The organism is Arcicella lustrica (genome assembly GCF_034930985.1).
GTDB lineage: Bacteria > Bacteroidota > Bacteroidia > Cytophagales > Spirosomataceae > Arcicella > Arcicella lustrica.
Genome location: NZ_JAYGIM010000005.1, coordinates 101,687 through 119,359 on the forward strand (window position 1 = coordinate 101,687; position 17,673 = coordinate 119,359).

At 35.3% G+C, this 17,673-nt stretch carries 18 protein-coding genes; 5 read left to right on the forward strand and 13 right to left on the reverse strand.

Annotated features, from left to right (window positions below; translation table 11 throughout):
* Positions 1–28 precede the first annotated feature (28 nt).
* The 6 genes from mreC to VB798_RS07210 all read right to left on the reverse strand — a co-directional run bounded on the left by mreC (position 29) and on the right by VB798_RS07210 (position 5,831).
* The gene (mreC, locus tag VB798_RS07185) at positions 29–877 is read right to left on the reverse strand and encodes a rod shape-determining protein MreC (protein ID WP_323257433.1); all 849 of its coding nucleotides are present in this window, start codon (positions 875–877) and stop codon (positions 29–31) included.
* Positions 878–995: 118 nt separating this feature from the next.
* Complete coding sequence (locus VB798_RS07190; protein WP_323257435.1) at positions 996–2,021, reverse strand: rod shape-determining protein; 1,026 nt, start codon at positions 2,019–2,021, stop codon at positions 996–998.
* 188 nt (positions 2,022–2,209) lie between these two features.
* Positions 2,210–2,869, reverse strand: a complete 660-nt coding sequence (locus VB798_RS07195) for a beta/alpha barrel domain-containing protein (RefSeq protein ID WP_323257437.1) — start codon at positions 2,867–2,869, stop codon at positions 2,210–2,212.
* A gap of 7 nt (positions 2,870–2,876) precedes the next feature.
* Entirely contained in the window at positions 2,877–3,884 is a 1,008-nt protein-coding gene (locus VB798_RS07200; RefSeq protein ID WP_323257439.1) for a sugar kinase, read from the reverse strand.
* A complete protein-coding gene (locus tag VB798_RS07205; RefSeq protein ID WP_323257441.1) occupies positions 3,881–5,338 on the reverse strand; it encodes a tagaturonate reductase in 1,458 nt (485 codons plus the stop codon). The genes VB798_RS07200 and VB798_RS07205 overlap by 4 nt, the downstream gene beginning before the upstream one ends.
* A 169-nt stretch (positions 5,339–5,507) precedes the next feature.
* A complete protein-coding gene (locus VB798_RS07210) occupies positions 5,508–5,831 on the reverse strand; it encodes a DUF3467 domain-containing protein (protein ID WP_184129586.1) in 324 nt (107 codons plus the stop codon).
* Positions 5,832–5,991: 160 nt separating this feature from the next.
* On the opposite strand from VB798_RS07210, the gene VB798_RS07215 reads away from it, so the two are divergent.
* Entirely contained in the window at positions 5,992–6,687 is a 696-nt protein-coding gene (locus tag VB798_RS07215; RefSeq protein WP_323257445.1) for a YjjG family noncanonical pyrimidine nucleotidase, read from the forward strand.
* A 128-nt stretch (positions 6,688–6,815) separates the two neighbouring features.
* Here VB798_RS07215 and VB798_RS07220 read toward each other — a convergent pair whose 3' ends face one another.
* Together VB798_RS07220 and VB798_RS07225 are read right to left on the reverse strand one after the other, a co-directional pair.
* Positions 6,816–7,433 (reverse strand): adenine nucleotide alpha hydrolase family protein, encoded by a 618-nt coding sequence (locus tag VB798_RS07220; RefSeq protein ID WP_323257447.1) that lies wholly within the window; start codon positions 7,431–7,433, stop codon positions 6,816–6,818.
* Between the two features lie 59 nt (positions 7,434–7,492).
* Positions 7,493–7,795 carry a (2Fe-2S) ferredoxin domain-containing protein gene (locus tag VB798_RS07225; RefSeq protein WP_323257449.1) on the reverse strand — a complete coding sequence of 101 codons (303 nt, stop codon included), beginning with the start codon at positions 7,793–7,795 and terminating at the stop codon, positions 7,493–7,495.
* A gap of 169 nt (positions 7,796–7,964) precedes the next feature.
* On the opposite strand from VB798_RS07225, the gene VB798_RS07230 reads away from it, so the two are divergent.
* Positions 7,965–8,846: a fructosamine kinase family protein gene (locus VB798_RS07230; protein WP_323257451.1), complete on the forward strand. Its 882-nt coding sequence runs from the start codon at positions 7,965–7,967 to the stop codon at positions 8,844–8,846.
* A 135-nt stretch (positions 8,847–8,981) separates the two neighbouring features.
* A complete protein-coding gene (locus VB798_RS07235; RefSeq protein WP_323257453.1) occupies positions 8,982–10,268 on the forward strand; it encodes an O-acetylhomoserine aminocarboxypropyltransferase/cysteine synthase family protein in 1,287 nt (428 codons plus the stop codon).
* A gap of 126 nt (positions 10,269–10,394) precedes the next feature.
* On the opposite strand, the gene VB798_RS07240 is transcribed toward VB798_RS07235, so the two are convergent.
* The gene (locus VB798_RS07240) at positions 10,395–11,270 is read right to left on the reverse strand and encodes an SDR family oxidoreductase (RefSeq protein ID WP_323257455.1); all 876 of its coding nucleotides are present in this window, start codon (positions 11,268–11,270) and stop codon (positions 10,395–10,397) included.
* A 160-nt stretch (positions 11,271–11,430) separates the two neighbouring features.
* On the opposite strand from VB798_RS07240, the gene VB798_RS07245 reads away from it, so the two are divergent.
* Positions 11,431–11,796, forward strand: coding sequence for a winged helix-turn-helix transcriptional regulator (locus VB798_RS07245; RefSeq protein ID WP_323257457.1), 366 nt, complete (start codon positions 11,431–11,433; stop codon positions 11,794–11,796).
* A 164-nt stretch (positions 11,797–11,960) separates the two neighbouring features.
* Here VB798_RS07245 and VB798_RS07250 read toward each other — a convergent pair whose 3' ends face one another.
* The 3 genes from VB798_RS07250 to VB798_RS07260 all read right to left on the reverse strand — a co-directional run bounded on the left by VB798_RS07250 (position 11,961) and on the right by VB798_RS07260 (position 15,863).
* Positions 11,961–13,676: a GMC family oxidoreductase gene (locus VB798_RS07250; RefSeq protein WP_323257459.1), complete on the reverse strand. Its 1,716-nt coding sequence runs from the start codon at positions 13,674–13,676 to the stop codon at positions 11,961–11,963.
* 69 nt (positions 13,677–13,745) lie between these two features.
* Positions 13,746–14,267 carry a gluconate 2-dehydrogenase subunit 3 family protein gene (locus VB798_RS07255; RefSeq protein ID WP_323257461.1) on the reverse strand — a complete coding sequence of 174 codons (522 nt, stop codon included), beginning with the start codon at positions 14,265–14,267 and terminating at the stop codon, positions 13,746–13,748.
* Positions 14,268–14,654: 387 nt separating this feature from the next.
* Positions 14,655–15,863: a 4-hydroxy-3-methylbut-2-enyl diphosphate reductase gene (locus VB798_RS07260; protein WP_323257704.1), complete on the reverse strand. Its 1,209-nt coding sequence runs from the start codon at positions 15,861–15,863 to the stop codon at positions 14,655–14,657.
* Between the two features lie 253 nt (positions 15,864–16,116).
* On the opposite strand from VB798_RS07260, the gene VB798_RS07265 reads away from it, so the two are divergent.
* On the forward strand, positions 16,117–16,596 hold the full coding sequence (locus tag VB798_RS07265) for a flavin reductase family protein (protein ID WP_323257463.1): 480 nt from the start codon (positions 16,117–16,119) through the stop codon (positions 16,594–16,596).
* A 132-nt stretch (positions 16,597–16,728) separates the two neighbouring features.
* Here VB798_RS07265 and prmA read toward each other — a convergent pair whose 3' ends face one another.
* Positions 16,729–17,562 (reverse strand): 50S ribosomal protein L11 methyltransferase, encoded by an 834-nt coding sequence (prmA, locus tag VB798_RS07270; protein WP_323257465.1) that lies wholly within the window; start codon positions 17,560–17,562, stop codon positions 16,729–16,731.
* Positions 17,563–17,673: the final 111 nt, after the last annotated feature.

Genomic DNA, 17,673 nt, shown 5'->3' on the forward strand with positions numbered 1-17,673 from the left:
AGCTATGCACAATTATCACAACAGTTTTTTATTTCTTTACTTCGCTGTCAGTACTTTCTAAAGCTCTCTGTTCTTTTTCAAGTTTATTATTGATGACATAAACATAAGAAAGTGTACTAAAATCAGTCGCCAATTTTACTTTAATGTCATGAAAAGTTTGATCGGGCTTTAAACCTACTTTACTGACATAACCGATTACGATGTTAGAAGGGAAAACATAGTTAAAGTCGGAAGTCATAATAGTATCCTTTACTCTAACATTTTTATATCTTGAAACATCAGTCATTTCAACAATAGAAGGATTTTTCCCATCCCACTTTACCGAACCAATTTCGTTATTACTTTTAACTTTCGCCGAAACGGTATATTCTGAATGAAGGATAGAAATTATTCTTGAATAGTGTTCTGAACAAGATTTAATTTTACCAACTACCCCTGTTGAAGAAATTACGCCCATTCCCGGAGCCAAACCATCCGCAGTACCTTTATCAATCGTAATATAATTATTGAATTGTGCTACTGAAAGATTTGTTACTTTGGCTACTGTAAACTTAAAACGAGCAGCCACAGCAGAATCTGCTTTATAAGTAATATTTGTTAAAGCTATTGGTGTTTGTTGGGCTTGTAATTTTCCAACCAATTCGTAGAGATGTTTGTTTTCAGCACTTAAATCATCATTAACTTTTCTAAGATTTGAATATTCAACAATTGAATTCGAAACATCTAAAGCTTGTGCTGCATAATAATTGGTTGTGTTAAACATCACAGCACTTGGGTAATTATTGTATGAATAAAAAAACCACAGACTCAGTACCTCCAATAATGCAAACAGAATGAAGGCTCGTTTCCTAGAAATAAATTGGATTAACTGATACATTTGCTAAAAGAAGAATCTTGGAGTAATTGATTTTGGAAAAGTCTATAATGTAAAAATGAGTAAACGAAAGAACATAAAAATATCATTCTTTCATTTACTCATTTCTTAGCTTGATTAATTAAGAGATGAGAATGGGCTTGAAGTGGTCAAGATGTTTTAATACTTCACCTGTTCCACGTACAACAGCTCTTAATGGGTCATCCGCAATATGAATTGGCAATTTAGTTTTATTTGCCAAACGTTTATCTAAACCATGTAATAAAGCTCCGCCACCTGTTAAATGAATACCATTATGGTAAATATCGGCTGAAAGTTCAGGAGGAGAAACCTCTAGGGCTTTCATTACTGCTTCTTCAATTTTAGAAATTGATTTATCTAAAGCATAAGCAATTTCAGAATAAGTAACTTTAATTTCTTTTGGAATACCAGTCATTAAGTCACGTCCACGAATTTCATAATCTGCAGGTGGATTCTCTAATTCTGGCAAAGCCGAACCTACTTCAATTTTAATTAATTCTGCTGAACGTTCGCCAATCAATAAATTGTGTTCACGACGCATATAGTCAACAATATCACGAGTAAATACATCACCCGCAATACGTACAGAAGCTTCACATACAATTCCTGAAAGCGCAATTACTGCAATTTCAGTTGTACCACCACCAATATCCACAATCATTGAACCATTTGGTTGTTCAATATCTATTCCAATACCAATTGCCGCAGCGATAGGCTCGTGAATCATGTACACTTCTTTAGCTCCAGCATGTTCTGCTGAATCTTTTACCGCTCTTTTTTCAACCTCAGTAATTCCTGAAGGAATGCAAATCACCATACGGTGAGAAGGCGTTAAAAAACGGTTTCCCGTATCAATCATTTTAATCATTCCCCGAATCATCAATTCGGCAGCCGTAAAATCGGCAATTACTCCGTCTTTTAAAGGACGAATGGTTTTGATATTCTCGTTGGTTTTTTCGTGCATCTGCATCGCCTTGTTACCAATCGCCAATACTTTATTGGTGGCTTTATCAAGGGCAATAATTGATGGTTCGTCAACCACAATTCTATCTTTATGGATAATTAACGTATTGGCAGTACCAAGGTCAATCGCAATGTCTGACGTCAGGAAATTGAATAATCCCATTTTATGATTTTGTTCTTTATATTAATATTTTTAATGACAGGTCTTGTGTAAAGTTAATCATTTAAAACCACCTGTTTTCAGATATTCTTGTAAAAGTACAAAATTAATGAGAATGTGAGAGATTATCTTAAAACCTTGAGGAAAAAATTTAGCAGGATTTAAAGATAAAGACCAAAGTAGATGAAGGATTATCTGTTTGAAAGAATTCTTAGACTTTCTTTTACTGTATTTTCAATCCAAGTAAAATTGTTGCTTTCTAAAATTGCTTTAGGGAATAACTGTCCGCCCATTCCAACGAATTTAGCTCCTGCATCCAGCCAAGTATTTAGACTTTCTTCATTGGGTTCAACGCCACCAGTGATCATCATTTCTACTTGGGGCATCACCGTTCTAACAGATTTAATAAAAGAAGGATTTAAAATATTTGCAGGAAATATTTTAACAATATCTGCACCCAATAGATAGGCTTTATAGATTTCGTTGGGAGTAAGTACTCCTGGGAACCAAGCAATGTCATTTTTTTGACAAACCTGAGCTACTCCAGCATCCAATGTCGGCTGAACAATAAAGTCTGCATCTAAGCTAACAAAGTATTCAGCTTCTTCAGCATTATAAATAGTACCAATACCTATTGCCATATCTGGAAAATCACTCCGAATGTATTTTACTAATGCGGCAAAAACTTTATCTGCACCAGCACCACGATTGGTATATTCAAAAACTCTGATTCCACCATCGTAACAAGCTTTTACTACCGCTTTGCTCTTTTCAATTTCGGGATGATTGAAAAGTGGCATAATGGGTGTTTCATTAAGTTTGTCATACAAAGTCTCTTTGGAAAATTTCATAGCTATTTTATCTTCTTAATTTTCCACTTACATCGCCGTTCATCACGGCTTCAATTTCTTTTACTGACGATAAATTAAAATCGCCTTCAATTGTATGTTTTAATGCCGAAGCTGCTACTCCAAATTCTATTGCTTTCTGAGTATTTTGATAAATGATTTCTCCATAAATAAAACCAGCCATAAAAGCATCTCCTCCGCCAATTCTATCAACAATATCTGGAATATTGATTTGCTTGGTTTCTAGCATTTCAAATCCGTTCCAACATTTTCCTACCAAAGTATTGTGCGAAGCTGAAATCTGTCCTCGTTTGGTTGTCAATATTTTCCTAAGCTTTGGAAAACGATCTGTAAGTTGTTGACAAACTGATTTGAAACTCTTCTTTTCGTCGTTAGGCACAATGCCAAACATATCTTCAGCATCGCCTTTACTACAAATAATTACATCGCAGTTTTCAATCAATTCTGGCATTACTTCATTGGGTTTCTTGCCCCATTTCCATAAATTAGAACGATAGCCTACATCGGCAGAAACTTTTAGCCCTAAACGATTCGCTGTTTGCGCAGCCTCTAAGCAAGCTTGAGCTGCACTTGCTGAAATAGCAGGAGTAATACCCGTGAAATGAAACCATTGGGCATCTTTTAGAATATTCTCCCAATCAAATTCAGCAGGATTCAATGTAGCAAAAGATGAATTGGCTCGGTCATAAATTACTTTACTTGGACGCATCGCTGCTCCTTGTTCTACAAAATAAATACCGATACGGTCGCCTCCAAGTGCTACATCTTGCATACTCAATCCGTACTTCCGATAAGTATTGATAGCGGCTACGCCTAAATCATTATCAGGGAAACGAGTAACGTGGCTCGCTGGAATACCCATAATAGCCAATGAGGACGAAACATTTGCTTCGCCCCCACCAAAATTAATATCAAAACTTGTCGACTGTTGAAAGCGAGCATGATTGGGCGTACTAAGCCTCATCATTATCTCACCGAAAGTGACTACTTTTTTCATAAATATTTTCTTACTGCATCAGAAAACCCTTCTAATTGTGTTAAGTCTTCTCCCCACAAACTTCTGTTGGATAATACTTTATCTAAATCAAAATTTTCCCAAGCTTCATAAAAGTACGGAGCAAAATTACAATTGATTGGATAATACTCACCATTTGATTCTCCAAAATAATTCCCATTCACTTCTTTTTCTGCCTTCATGAATTGTAAATAAGCCGCAAAACCCATTGCAAACAATTCTGGTGCTTTTCCAAATTCACGATAGTATTGTAAAAGAATAGGGATATTACGCATCTTCATTTTAGCAGTGTATTGCACCGTAATATCTAATAATTTATGTTGTAAGAATGGGTTACGGAAACGGTCTAAAACCATTCTACCGAAACGGTCTTTAACTTTAGGATCTATTTTATAAGGAATAGCTAAAGAAACTTCGCCCAACATCATATTGGTGATAATTTTACTTAAATAGCTATTACTCATTACATCTTTCACCAAACGGAAACCTAATAAATAAGCCATTCCGCAGGTTAAAGTATGGGTTCCGTTAAGCATTCTTAACTTTAATTCACGATATACTTCGATGTCTCTTTCGATGATAACACCTGAATCTGCACTTGCGAAAGATAAAACTTTACGGATTTTCTCGTCGCCTTGAATTGCCCATAAACGATAAACCTCAGAAAGTATCATCAAATCATCTTGATACGAGAATTTCTTTTCCAATTCTTCACAAATTTCTTTGTCTGGTTTTCCCGGTACAATTCTATCTACTAATGAATTACAGAATGAATTATGGTTTTCAAGCCATTCGATAAATTCTGGTTCAAGTCCGTTACGATGTGCTTGTTCTAATACAATTTCTTGTAATTTATCTCCATTTCCAACAATTAATTCAGTCGGAATAATCACCATTCCACTTTTTGCAGAACCTTTAAACTCTTTCCAACGCTCGTATAAAAAGGCTAATAGTTTTACTGGGAATGATTGTGGAGGAGTATTTGTGATTTTATCATTTTCTACTAGAGCAATACCAACTTCTGTTGTGTTAGAAATGATTACTTGCATTTCAGGATTTTTCGCACAAGCTAGGATTTCATTCCATTGTGAACGAGCTGAAATAGTACGAGAAATTGAAGCATTAATGATATATTCTTCAACGGGTTGTCCATTTTCTAAACCTTTTACAGCATGTGTAAAAAGTCCGTCTTGTTCGTTGAAATCGTCAGTGCCACCTTTGTCTGTAGATTTAACCACCACTATACGACCATTGAACACTCCCTTTTTGTTAGCCTTATCAATAAAATAATCGCAAAGTCCTCTCAATAATACTCCAGTACCAAATTGAAGTACTTTCTCTGGAAGTTCAAAAATTTTATCGTTAGGTAATTCAACAAGTTTACTCAAGTTTTCAGCATTCGACGCTAAATATTCTCTGGTCAGTTTTTGATTCATTGTATCACAATATTTAATTATTTATATATTTTAAAGCCTCAAAGTACTTACTATCTACTCATTATTGTCTTAACAATAAAGCGTAAATCAAGCAAATAGACCATAATCTATTACTCATTTTACGCTTTATTGATGAAAATGCTAAAAATTGTGTTGCTTATAGTTTAATCTAAGCTTCTCCTATCGGACCACGATAATTTGTTGGAAAATGGAATCCGTCTTGGTTTTTATCGTCTGTTATAGGGCCATAAGCCTCTTCGTATTTTTGAATATTCTCTTTTAAAGCATTCAAAAGACGATACACATGGTCGGGGGTAAGAATTACTCTTGACTTTACTCTTGCTTTTGGTATTCCGGGCATCATTTTGATAAAATCAATCACAAATTCACTTTGAGAGTGTGCAATCATCGCCAGATTCACGTATTCTCCTTCTGCCATTGCTTCGGTTAATTCTACATTTATCTGGTTTTCTTCAGTGGGTTGACTAGCCATTTTATAGTTCAATTAGATTTCTTGAAATTGTTTTTTACAGACTATGAATTTATACAAAAGAATATCTTATTGCAAATTAATTCGGGTTTTATCCTTCAAAACAAAATGCTTAGTACTTTGTTTCAAAGATTTACCTCAGCATATTTGTATAAAAATCCTTATGTACAAACATCTTTTTTTCGACCTTGACCATACGCTTTGGGATCATAATACCAATTCTAAACAAGCTTTAGACGAAGTATATCAAAACTTCGATTTACATACTTATGGCATTCCTTCTTCGCATCAGTTTTACTTAAAATTCAACGAAATCAACCATCAATTATGGGATTTGTATGAACAAGGGAAAATAGCTCAGCCCGAATTACGTCACAATCGTTTTAGAATGGTTTTTTCTGAATTAGGCTGTTATGATTATTCGCTTTGTGATAAAATTTCGGATAATTATATCAACATTTCAGTTCGCAAACCCAATTTACTACCGAACGCCAAATCTGTTTTAGATTACCTTTTCCCAAAGTACCCATTGCATATTATTACGAATGGTTTTATAGAAGTACAAGATATTAAAATGACTTCTGGCGGGATTAAACACTATTTCCGAGAAATCGTTACTTTTCAAAATTCAGGATTCAAAAAACCAGAAGTGGGTATTTTTGAATATGCTTTAGATTTGGTTGGAGCAAAACCTCATGAATGTATCATGATTGGCGATAGTTTTCAGAGCGATATTGTGGGTGCTACCAAAGCTGGAATTGATACGGTTTTCTTTAACCCAGATGGCAGAAAACAAGATATTACTTTACAACCTAAACATGAAGTGAGGGATTTGATTGAGTTGAAGGGGATTCTTTAGTTTTGAGATTTTAGAAACAAGAAGCAAGACTGAAGACAAAAGACTTGAAGATTTTTTGGTTTAATTTTTAAAAAAATTAGAAAATTTAAACCTACTCTACTGCCTATAGCTTATAGCCTAAAGCCATCTTAAAACAACGACAACTGATTACTGTCTCCTTTTTTATCAAAAATCTTTTTGTCTTTGATTAATTTTCTGTGCTGTTCAAGAAATGCTACGAAAGCGTCTATTTGTCGGTAGAGTGGTGTAAAATCGTAAGTTTTGATGTCATATCTTTCTTGATATACGTCTTCAAAATCAGTGATGATATAATCTAAGGTTTTTACGCCCCATTTTTGCAAGCCTAATAAGTACAAATTCTGATGATTCAACGCAAAACGATTGGGTTCATAAAGTCTGGTCGATTTTAAATCAACAGCACGGTCGCCACCGACTAAATCTACAAAACCGTAAATCAAGCAATTTTTATACTTGGCTTCTGTGTAAAACTGTGTTTTGTATTTGGCTGGTAAAAATTCACGAGCTTTTTCGATGATTTTTTCACCAAATAATTCTTCATTTTCGCCCGTCACTACTGCTTTTTCAAAATCAATACCTTTTTGTTGGGCTTCGGTTGTTGGCTTTTTTACTCTGTTAATTCTATCAATCATTTCCCACAAATCCACCAAAATATTACCCTGAGCATCCAATACTTGTTGCTCATACAAAACAAATGAATTGATTAATGTGGGATAAATTCTGTACATTTTGTTTTTGATTGTTAATTTGAAACGGAAAAATCCGTTTCAAATTAATGGAAATAATGTTAAGCTATTACCAAACGTTCAACCGCTTGGTCACCAATTAAATGACTTTCTACGATTTCTTCAACATCAGATAATTGAACATTACCGTAAAATACTCCTTCTGGATAAACCACTAAACCTGGGCCAAAAGCACAAACATCTAAACAACCTGTTTTTTGTGCTCTGATTTCTGACAACAATCCTTTTTCTTTTAAAGATGCTTTGAAAGCATCAACCAATGCGCTTCCTCTTTCTGAGCCACAACATTTTTTTGGTGCATCTTTCTGATTCGTACAAATAAAAACGTGTTTCTTGTATTTCATTTTGTTTTTTAATTTTCGCTGATAACTGCTGAAATGAATTTCAACAATTTGTTTTTGATAAAATCGTTCAATCCATGCAATTTAACGGTTTTCTCGTAATTTTGGAATAAACCCAAGAAGACAGGAGATAAATAAATCCTAATCGACACATTTTGCAATCAATATTTGTATGACTTTTCAGACGCAAGAACAATATCAGTTTATCGAAAGTATTCTTTTTGAAAACTTAGGACATCATCCAGAAGTACTTGATTTTCAGTTTTTTTATGGCGGAAACTTTAATCTTGCTGTAAAAGTAAAAGCTGCCGAAGGCGATTATTTTATTAAATGGAATCAAGGAGACCACGATGGCATGTTTGAATCGGAAGCAAAAAGTTTACAAACTTTGCGTGATAAGGACGTACTTTCAATTCCAGAAGTAATCAATTATGGAAAGATTTTGGATAAAGAATATTTGATGATTGAATTCTTGACGGCAAGTTATAAACAAGAAAACTATTGGCAAGATTTCGGTCAAAAACTTGCCAAACTTCATACACATACACACCACAGTCACGGTTTAGATTTTAATAATTATATTGGTGCTTTACGCCAAAATAATGAATGGATGGAAGATGGCGTTCAGTTTTTCATTGAAAAAAGATTGAAAGTACAAGCTGGTTTAGCCCTTTACGACCGCAAGATTTCACAAGAATTATACGATAAATTTCAAACACTTTTCGAAAAAATACCAAACCTAATACCAAACGAAAAGCCAGCTTTACTTCATGGCGATTTATGGTCGGGAAATGTGATGACAGATAGCAAAGGTTTGGTAGCTTTAGTTGACCCCGCTTGTTATTATGGTTTGCGAGAAGCAGAATTAGCTTTTACCACTATGTTTGGCGGTTTTGAACCCATTTTTTATGAAGCCTATCACGAAGTATATCCTATCGAAAATGGTTTTGGTGACCGCATTCCACTTTATAATTTATACCCATTAATGGTTCATGTTAATCTTTTTGGTGGCGGATATTTAGATGCCGTCGAGAAGATTTTGAAGAAGTATTAACGATAACTTACTGATTTACTTGTCATTAATTATTTTATAAAATTTTACAGTCTTAATATCTACACATTAAATTAAAATTATAACTTTGTCTATCGAATTTATAGAATTTATTAAATCTAATTAACAAACAATCTCATGAAATTTGAAACACTCCAATTGCACGCTGGGCAAGAAATCGACCCTACAACCAATTCACGTGCAGTACCTATTTATCAAACTACGGCTTATCAGTTCAACAATGCAGAACATGGAGCTAACCTCTTTGCCTTGAAAGAATTTGGGAATATTTATACCCGAATCATGAATCCAACAAGTGATGTTTTTGAAAAACGCTTAGCAGCATTGGAAGGTGGCGTAGCGGCTTTAGCAGTAGCTTCTGGACATGCAGCACAGTTTATCGCTATCAATAATATCACGACGGTTGGCGACAACTTTATCACTACTTCGTTTTTATACGGTGGTTCGTATAATCAATTCAAAAATTCATTCAAAAATATTGGTGTTGAAGCTCGTTTTGCTGATGGCGACGATGTATCATCTTTTGAAGCTTTGATTGATGATAAAACCAAAGCGATTTATCTGGAAACTATCGGAAACCCAAGTTTCAGTATTCCTGATTTCGAAGCTTTTTCGGCTTTAGCAGCCAAATACGATTTGCCAATTATTGTTGATAATACTTTTGGTGCGGGCGGTGCCATTGCACAACCAATCAAACATGGTGCTCATATCATCGTAGAATCTGCGACTAAATGGATTGGCGGACACGGAACTACGATGGGTGGAGTAATTGTGGATGCTGGTACTTTCAACTGGGGAAATGGAAAATATCCACAGTTTACTGAGCCGTCTCCAAGTTATCACGGATTGGTCTTGAATGATGTTTTTGGTATCGGCGGACCTTTCGGGAATATTCAGTTTATCATTCGTGCCAGAGTAGAAGGTTTACGTGATTGGGGTCCAGCACAAAGTCCGTTTAATTCTTTCTTGTTGTTACAAGGTTTAGAAACGTTGACTTTAAGAGTAGAAAGAATTGGTGAAAATGCACTTGCTCTTACAAATTGGTTGTCAGAACATCCAGAAGTAGAAGCTGTAAATTATCCCGGCTTAGCAAGTAGCCCATATCACGAATTAGCGAAAAAATACCTTACTCGTGGTTTTGGAGGAGTGTTCTCATTTAAACTAAAAGGCGATAAAGCCAAAGCTGAAAAGTTTGTGAATAGTTTAAAACTAATTAGTCACTTGGCAAATGTTGGCGATGCTAAAACCTTGATTATTCATCCAGCGTCAACAACGCACTCACAACTTTCAGAAGCTGAACAAATTTCGGCAGGAGTTGAACCTACATTGTTAAGAATTTCGGTAGGTATCGAACATATCGACGATTTAAAAGAAGATATTGAACAAGCTTTGGCGGCTTTGTAAGTTTTTAGCTGTGAGCCGTGAGCGTTGAGCTTTCAGTTTTTTTAAAACATAAAACCCCGTTGTTGAAGTTTTCAACAACGGGGTTTTGCATTAATTTTCAAATTGACACATCTTCAAATTTTCAAATTACTTTCCATAAACTCCTTGTAAAAAAGTTTCAGCATCTACTGGAGTTCTTCCTAATAAATCTGCTAAATCTGAGCTTACTTCATCAAATTCTCCCTCTTTAATTGCTCCGCTAAAACCAGCAAACAAACCAATATATTCAGCAGGAACGCCTACTTCTGTAAGTGTTTTTGTAAATTCCTCCACACTTGGCGAAACATATATAATTTGTTTGCCTGTGATTTCTGAAATAATGTTAGCGATGTCTTGATACGAATAAGTTTTCGCACCAGTAATATTATAGATTTTATTTTCGTGTCCTTCACTTATCAACACGTTTGCTCCAGCTTCTGCCATGTCTGTACGCAAAGCAAATGCTGTTTTTCCATCACCAGCAGGTTGATAAATTACGCCTGTTTCAAGTACTTGTTCGCCCACAAACATTGGCAATAAATCTGTATATAAACCGTGTTTCAAAATGGTATAAGTAAGTCCAGATGCCTTCAACCATTCTTCTGTTTTTAAGTGACCTTCTGCTACAAAGGCAATTGGAGAAGTAGCCGTTTCATTTTTACGTTGGAAACTCGTATAAACTACATGTTTTACTCCAGCAGCAACGGCTGCTTTTACTACATTTTCTTGTTGAGGAATTCTGTTATGAATATCATTTCCTGAAACAAAATACAATTTATCAATTCCTTGAAATGCAGCCACTAATGAATCAAAATCACTATAATCACCCACAAGAACACTTACTCCTTTTTCTTTCAAAGTTTCTACTTTAGCGGCATCTCTTACCAATACTGCAATGTTTGAAGCCTCTGTTTTGGCTAATAAAGCATTAACAACTGCACTTCCTAATCCGCCAGTTGCTCCTGTTACTAATATCTTACTCATTTCTTTAATTGTTTATTTTGAATATCCTTTTGCAAACTAAAAGTAATTAAGTTACTTTTGGTAAGTCAAAGGTATAGACTAAGTATTTATCTATCAAGAAGGTACGAAAAAGTGCGATACTTACTTTGATGTTAGTATTACTGATAATCAATCAATTAAAATGGATAAAATCTTAGATAATTTTACAATTTCGCCAAATTGTCCTGTTAGAAATGTATTAGATAGGTTTGGTGATAAATGGTCGATACTTGTTTTGATGGTTTTGGGACAAACTGGTACGATGCGTTTTAATGAAATTCATAAAACGATTGGGGATGTTTCACAAAAAATGCTGACGGTTACTTTAAGGTCTTTGGAAGCAGATGGTTTAATTTCAAGAGAAGTATTTCCTGAAATTCCGCCAAGAGTAGAATATCAATTAACGCATTTAGGTTTTAGTCTTGTGCCTCATATCAATAGTTTGGCAACTTGGGCAAATGAGCATTTACCAGAAATCAGAACTTCGAGAGAGAAGTTTAAGGTTTAGCTATTAGGTTAGCTTTGAGAAATGAGCTATAAGCTTTGAGATTTTTTATATTAATAGTTTACTTATAGAAAAGGGGAAGTACTAAATTGGACACTTACCCTTTTTTGTTGTTCTATTCTTTCTAAAATCTCACAGCTTATAGCTCATCACTAATAGCTAAAAACTTACAAATTCCCTTTTCTCATTTCTTTCACGGCATAATCAACTGAACGAGCCGTCATTGCCATATAAGTTAGTGATGGATTTTGGGTTGATGTTGACGTCATAGATGCTCCATCTGTTACGAAAACATTTTTACAGCTATGAATCGCATTCCATTTATTCAGAATAGACGTTTTTGGGTCTTTTCCCATTCTTACGCCGCCCATTTCGTGAATATCTAAACCAGGAGTACGGTTTGAATCGTTCGTTCTGATATTTTTAAATCCTGCTTTGGTGTACATTTCTGTGAATTGTTCAAAGAAATCTTTAACCATTTTACGGTCATTATCATCATATTCAACCGAAATTTTCAACTGAGGAATTCCCCAAGGGTCAACTTTCGATTTATCCAAAGCTACATAATTACTTTCTTTCGGAATAGTTTCGCCCATCATGTGCGAGCCTACGCTCCAAACATTGTTATATTCTGGTTTCAATAAAGCTTTCTTCAAATCTTCTCCTAAGCCACTTCTATCATCGTGTTGATAACGCCCCGCCGAGAAACCTGCCGCATAACCACGCAAGAAGTCTGTTTCTTGTTTTTCAACATTTCTAAAACGAGGAACATACGCTGAATTTGGTTTACGTCCATCGGTTGTACTATCCAAAAACCCTTCGTAATCCGCATTAATAGTTGCTGTGTAATTATGGAAGGCTATGTATTTTCCTAATACTCCACTATCATTTCCTAATCCGTTCGGGAAACGGTGTGAAGTTGAATTCAACAAAATCAAATTTGAATTTAAAGCCGCCGCATTTACAAAGATGATTCTTGCATAAAATTCCATCATTTGGTTGGTCGTAGCATCAATTACTCTCACACCTGTAGCTTTGCCTTTTTTCTCATCATAAATGATAGAATGAACTACCGAGTGCGGACGCAAAGTCAATTTACCCGTTTTGGCAGCCCAAGGTAAAGTAGAAGAATTACTGCTGAAGTATCCACCGTAAGGACAACCTCTTTCGCAAATCGTTCTGCTTTGGCATTGCGCTCTTCCTTGGTCGTAATGTACTTGTTTTGGTGAAGTAAGATGCGCACAACGACCAGTAATAATATGGCGATCTTTATAGTTCTTCGCTACTTGTTCTTTGAAGTATTTCTCTACACAGTTTAGTTCATGTGGCGCTAAAAACTCACCATCTGGCAAACTAGCTACATTATCTTTATTACCAGAAATACCAGCAAATTTTTCCACATAACTATACCACGGAGCAAGGTCAGCATAACGAATTGGCCAATCTACGGCAAAACCATCACGAGCTGGCCCTTGAAAATCATATTCTGACCAACGTTGTGTCTGGCGAGCCCAAAGTAAAGATTTTCCACCCGTTTGGTAGCCACGAATCCAATCAAAAGGCTTTTCTTGTATGTATGGATGTTCGGCATCTTTTACAAAAAATTGTTCTGTGCCTTCATAGAAAGCATAACATTTGCTAACGATTGGATTGGCATCTTTTACTTCTTTTTTGATACGATTGTGGTGTTCAAATTCCCACGGCTGCATCAAAGTAGTTGGATAGTCTATTACGTGTTTTACATCTCTTCCTCGTTCTAAAACCAATGTGCGTAATCCTTTTCCTGTAAGTTCTTTGGCAGCCCAGCCACCACTAATTCCTGAACCAATTACGATGGCATCGTAAGTTTGGTTTTTAATAGCATCTATATTTAAATTGGACATTTCTTGAGATAAAATTTGAGACCGTGAATAATAGCTTAGACGTTTAAGTTGTCAAGCAAATTTTTAGTACTATTTCTTGATTGGCACACAACCATGATAACGACCCGGAACCATTTCAAAGATTCTTAGATTGGTCATCACATATTCAGAAACTAAGTAACCGTCGATTGTCAGACCTTTTACCAATTGTACAAAACCTTTTTCGTCGCTGTTTGGTGAAGTACTCATTTTCTTCAATACATCTAATTTTTGTTTAGCATCGCTTTCTACAAAGGTTTTACCATTTTCTTTTTTCGATAACTCATCTACCGAAACCATTCCTTTCGCAAAAATATCTTGAGATTTTTTATCGTAACAATCTGCTACCATTTTCAAGATAAATTTATCTGCACCCAGTTCTTTGGCTCCTGGAGTATCTGTTTTTGGAATAATCGTTTCTACGATTTCTGCCAATAAAGTTTCTTGCGCATAAGTAATCTTAAAAGCACCACTTTGAATCGATTCTTTGCTCCACGCATTTGCCCACGCTGGTAAAACAATTGTTCCACCTATCGTCAGAGCTAAATTTTTGATTGCCGAACGTCTTTGCATTATGTTATGATTAATTTAGGAATACAAATAAAAGGGTTTTTAATCTAGGGATTAGGCTGAGTTATGTGGTTTTATTAACTAGTTAAATATCAAGTTATAAAAAGTTATTTCTACCGTTTGTAACCCGAATCCATAATTTAAATTTCCGAAATAGTAAATTATGGTTTTAAGTTACAAAATATAAATTATTTTAACCCAAACTCATATCTAGTATAGACTTCTGGAAGTAAAAATACCCTATATTGTGAAAGGGCTTGACCCAATAAATTTCCCGTTGAATACAAAAATAAGATGTGAATAAAATAAGGGAGAGGAAGCTTTAAGCTAAAAAGGAATAAACAATGTATTTTGTTGAATCGTGATAAAACCACAATTCAACAAAATTTCTTAGCCTTGAATAGGCTGTGCATCAGGGAAAAACGAATGTAATTTCAATAAAATTGATTCTACCACTGCATCAGGACAAGAAGCTCCACAAGTAAGCATTATCGTCATTGGTTCTTTTTTGGGTAAAAAATCACTTGTATGTTTTTCAGTTTTTGAATGTAAATCAAAATGACTGATAAGATTTTCTGTCAGGATTTTATCGGCAGAAGAAATAAAATAGGTTGGCAATTTTTGCTCACATAATTCTACCAAATGTGAAGTATTTGATGAATTATAACCACCCGCAACAACTACTAAATCGGCCTCCTCTTTCAATAAACCATAAGTAGCACTTTGATTATCGTTGGTAGCATAACAAAGCGTATCACGAGTATCAGCAAAATAAGCCGTTACATCAGAACCTTCAATGTTATATTGCTGAATCATGATTTGCTTCAAATAATCTGCAATTCCTTGCGTATCCGAAGCCAACATCGTAGTCTGATTCACCACGCCGATTCTTTGTAAATCTTTCTTTACATCAAAACCTTCAGAGTATTGACCTTTAAATTCTTCGTAAAATTGTTCAGTAGGTTTTTCGCCAATAATGTATTTCGCCAATTCGATGGTCTGCTTCATATCTTTTACAACAATGGTAGGCGCATTTTCTTTGGCATGAGAAAAAGTAGCTCTGGTTTCTTCGTGCGCAGGTTTTCCATGCACCACAATGGTGTAATCTTTTTGACCAATCGCTGTAGCACGATTCCATACTTTTTCTACGAAAGGACAGGTAGTATCGTATTGATAAGCATTGATACCAATATCTGAAAGACGTTGTTGGATTTCAACTGTTGTACCAAAAGCTGGCACAATTACTACGTCATTAGCAGTCAATTCCTCCCAAGGAATCAATTGTTTGCCAGAAGTATCCATGATGAAACTCACGCCACGACTCAATAAATCGGCATTTACATCAGGATTATGAATCATTTCTGATAGCAGAAAGATTCTCTTATCAGGATTTTCCTCTATCGTTCTGTAAGCAATCTCAACTGCATTTTCGACGCCATAGCAAAAGCCAAAGTGCCTAGAAATCAAAAATCTTACAACACCATAATCCAAGACTGTTGGCGTGAAATCTTTTTTGAGCTTATCCTCCAAACGGCGCTTCTCTTTGATACCACCGATGATAGTACTCTTGTATAGATCAGGAATCTGAAATGATTTCATTTTCTTCATTTTTCTTCGGGCATCTCCTTCCGAAGGAGTATCTACCCGAAACAGTTCAATATCAGAAGAATTACTAATTACCTCCATCTCTTTAAACAACTTTTTTGATTAACAGTTTTCAAAGTTACATCAAATTGTAAAAATCAAGTCAAATAAATATCAGTAATTGAGTAAATGGTCACTAAAATTCAAGCTTTTATAGTTGTTTAATGACCCGTTTTATAATTTAAAAATTCCTAAAAAAATACTACTCATGGCTAAAGCATTACTAAAATACAAAAATTACGATGTGCATTCTATCACAACGGTTTCACCATTAGGAAAAATCAATGCCAACATTGCTACTTGGGTTATGCAAAGTGCAATGCAAGGAAAATTTATCACTGTGGCTCTCTACAAAACGGATTATACCATCGCATTGGTACGAGAAAGCATGATATTGAATGTAAATCTTTTGGCGAAAGACCAAGCCAAGAAACTTATTCCTAAACTCGGTAGAAAAAGTGGGAGAACTTCTAACAAATTTGTCAACCTTCCTTTTGAAATAGATGAAAGAGGTTGTCCATTTTTAACCGAAGCTATTGGCTATATCCAATGCCGATGTGTGGGAAGTATCGACTCTGGCGACCATGAATTGTTTGTCTGTGAAGTATTAAAACAAAAAGTACTCAACCCCGAAAAAGAAGTTTTGACAAATGATTACTTACGAGCGGAAGGATTGGTGAGGGGGTAAAGAGCTTTCGGATTTCGGCTGTCAGCTATCGGTATTAAGGAAACAAAAACGGCAACCGTGAAGGTTGCCGCTACTTTTTATCTTGGCTTCAATAAAAAAACTGAAAGCCGATTGCTGACTGCCGAAAGCCAATTATTTTCTTTCAAAAATCACCGCTGCCCAATTGTTTTTGTTTTCGGTATGTGTTTTTGTTAAACCTGATTCGTTGGCTACTTTTTCAATATCTTCAATATCGTGCTGATAAAAACCACTTACAATTAATTTTGAAGGAGCAGCTTTCATAAATTCAACATATTTCGGAATATCACGCATCAAAATATTACGATTGATATTTGCCAAAATAATATCGTATTGGTCGGCAGGTTCATCTTCGATTGTTCCCTGACGAATCACAATATTATCACAATCATTCAATTGTACATTTTCACGAGAATTTTCAGCCGCCCATTCTTCAATATCAAAACCAGCTACTTCTGAAGCTCCCAATTTTGAAGCAAAAATGGCTAAGATTCCCGTTCCACAACCAACATCTAATACTTTTTTCGCTTGGTGGTCAATCTCCATTTGTAAACTCAACACCATCGAAGTAGTTTCGTGATGCCCCGTTCCAAACGACATTTTTGGATTAATCAACAATTCATATTGAATGCTTGGGTCAGGTTCATGGAAATTCGCACGTACTCTTACACGACCATTTGCGGCTAAGATTGGCTCATAGTTTTTCTCCCATTCCTCATTCCAATTCTTTTTTTCTAAAGTCGAGTAGCTATAACTAATAGGAGTCATCGCTAAATAACGCTCCATAATTTCATCCAGATTTTCTTCCGAAAACAAGTCCTCCGTAATGTAAGCGTTCAAACCCTCCGCTTCTTCGGTAAAAGTTTCGTAGCCAATTTCACCTAACTCCGCCATGAAAATATCCGAAAATTCTGGGTTGATGTTTAGTTTTACTTCTATGTAGTTCATGATTAAATTTTGATTTGCTTGTTTGCAATGCCAAAGATAATATTTTTCTATGGGTGGGTTTGAATAATTTTGAAGTGAAGTTTAAAATAAGCATACAACAACAGACTCTTA